Annotated in this window: 3 protein-coding genes; all 3 read left to right on the top strand. The window is 47.3% G+C overall.

Going from position 1 to position 2117, the window contains the following annotated elements:
* Window positions 1–184 precede the first annotated feature (184 nt).
* Window positions 185–976 carry a tyrosine-type recombinase/integrase gene (locus VJB08_04345; GenBank protein HLD43188.1) on the top strand — a complete coding sequence of 264 codons (792 nt, stop codon included), beginning with the start codon at window positions 185–187 and terminating at the stop codon, window positions 974–976.
* A 254-nt stretch (window positions 977–1230) separates the two neighbouring features.
* The gene (locus tag VJB08_04350; protein HLD43189.1) at window positions 1231–1668 is read left to right on the top strand and encodes an Hsp20/alpha crystallin family protein; all 438 of its coding nucleotides are present in this window, start codon (window positions 1231–1233) and stop codon (window positions 1666–1668) included.
* A gap of 2 nt (window positions 1669–1670) precedes the next feature.
* On the top strand, window positions 1671–2117 hold a 447-nt coding region (locus VJB08_04355), incomplete at its 3' end, for a nucleotide exchange factor GrpE (protein HLD43190.1).

The raw sequence follows: 2117 nt of genomic DNA on the forward strand, positions 1-2117 counted from the left end.
CACAAATATCTATTAATTCATCTGCCATAATATTGGTTTGAAGTTTATAGGTTAAAAATGTTTTGTTTAGTAGCCCCAAAATCAAATGTCGTATAACACCTATTCATCCACCTTTATACCCTGTTTAGTGCCTCTCAGATGGTTATTACGAACATTTATATACATGATAGCCATCCCCCCAATGATGGGATATTCCGAAGAGGAGATGCAGAGCCTGCTTCAGAAGCTCGATGAAGAGATCAGGCTGAGAAAGTATTCACCGAGAACTGGAAAATCGTATGGCTCGATTGTTGGGAGATACCTGAAGTCAGGCAAGGAGCCAAGGGAGTTCCTGTTGGGGTATGCGGACAAGAGCAGGTCAGCCATCAGGAATGCCTATTTTAGCCTGCAGTTCTTCTATCAAAAGGTATTGCGCCATGAATTTCCTGAGCATATTCCATTGGCAAAGCACTCCGGAAGGAAGCCGGTTGTCCTGGGAAAAGACGAAATCCAGCAGATGCTGTCTTCAACCTATAACCTGAAGCACCGCCTGCTTATTGCATCCCTGTATTACAGCGGCATGAGGCTGGATGAAGCCAGGAATCTCAAGTGGGAGGACATTGACCGCGAGAGAAAGACCATTCACCTGAAAGTCACCAAAGGCTCCAGGGACAGGATTCTCTTCCTCCATCCGGAACTTGAAAGGATGATCCTGCTTTTTGGTTCGAAAAGCTCTGGCCTGGTTTTCTCTTCAAGCCAGGGCATCTACAACGCGAGAAGCATTGAGCAGGCAGTAAAAAACGCAGCAAGAAAAGCAGGGATCCGTAAGCACGTTACCCCGCACACACTGCGCCATAGCTTTGCAACGCATCTTCTTGAAGGAGGGGCTGACCTGAGGGTTGTCCAGGCATTGCTCGGCCATAAGAGCCTGGCCACTACCCAAATATACACTCATCTTATGAACAGGGATTTGCAGAAGGTTTCCCGGCTGCTGTAGAGCATTCTGAGCCCCCAACAAACCAGGCTCAGTAGAAAGTCCGGCATCATTTTTGCGAGCTTCTTCAGATTTAGCTGCACTGCTGACAGAGGGTCGCCCCCTTCGGGGGTGTCAGCAAACACAAACGCCATCGCAAGCGAGCCCGATGCCGTATGACTTTCTACTGAGCCCCCAACAAATCCATAAAGTTTAAATACTACCTGTTTACTACATATCGTATTGGTTTACTCTAAATCAACAGAAAGGTGAAAAACATGAGATTTGACCCATTTGAGGAGATAGCAAGGATGCATGAAGAGATGGACAGGGTATTTGCAAGGATGTTTAAGAGCCATAAGAGCAAGGAATTGCAATGGAGCAGCTTCAGGTCTCCTGTGTCTGATCTGAAGGAGACAGAAAAAGGCATTGTAGCTTCGATTGAGCTGCCAGGGGTCGATAAAGACGGCATTGAGCTCAATGTGACTGATACCAGCATAGAGGTTAAGGCTGAAAACAGGATAGAGAAGAAGCATGAGAAAGAAGGCTTCTCAAGCTACGAAAACAGGATGTCCAAATTCTATAGGAGGATCCCACTCCCGAGTGAGATCGATGCAAGCCAGGCAAAGGCATCCTTCAAAAATGGCATACTCAGGATCGAGGCTCCGAAGTTAAAGGAACTTGAGCACAAAAGAAAAAGGGTTCAGATCGAGTGACGATGAAAGCAAAAGGTTCAGCGAAGCCCCAGGAGGATAAGGAGTATAGCGGTGGGGGTACAAAAGAGACAAAAGAGGATACTCTGGAGGAGAAGCCCGTGCCTACCCCTCTCGCAGAAAAAGACCAAGAAAAAGACCAGAGGATAGCTGACCTTACCGAATCCCTCCAGCGCCTTCAGGCAGAGTTTGAGAACTTCATGAAGCGGAACAAGAAAGAGACCGAGCTCTTACGGAAATATGCCGAAGAAGAGTTCATCAGAAAGCTGCTTCCGATCATCGACAGCTTTGAGCATGGCCTAAAAGAGTGCAAAGAAGAGACAGAGTTTGCTAGGGGGATGCAGATGATCTACGGCCAGTTCTGGCATTTCCTGAAGCAGTCTGGCGTGGCTCCAATCAATGCAAAGGGGAAGTTTGATCCCAACCTGCATGATGTGATGCTCCAGGAAGAG

The sequence above is a fragment of the Candidatus Nanoarchaeia archaeon genome (assembly GCA_035290625.1).
Classification (GTDB): domain Archaea; phylum Nanobdellota; class Nanobdellia; order Woesearchaeales; family DATDTY01; genus DATDTY01.

Excerpts from the sequence above, each read along its gene's own strand:
- VJB08_04345 (HLD43188.1), top strand. The coding sequence starts at position 185 with ATGGGATATTCCGAAGAGGAGATGCAGAGCCTGCTTCAGAAGCTCGAT.
- VJB08_04350 (HLD43189.1), top strand. The coding sequence starts at position 1,231 with ATGAGATTTGACCCATTTGAGGAGATAGCAAGGATGCATGAAGAGATG.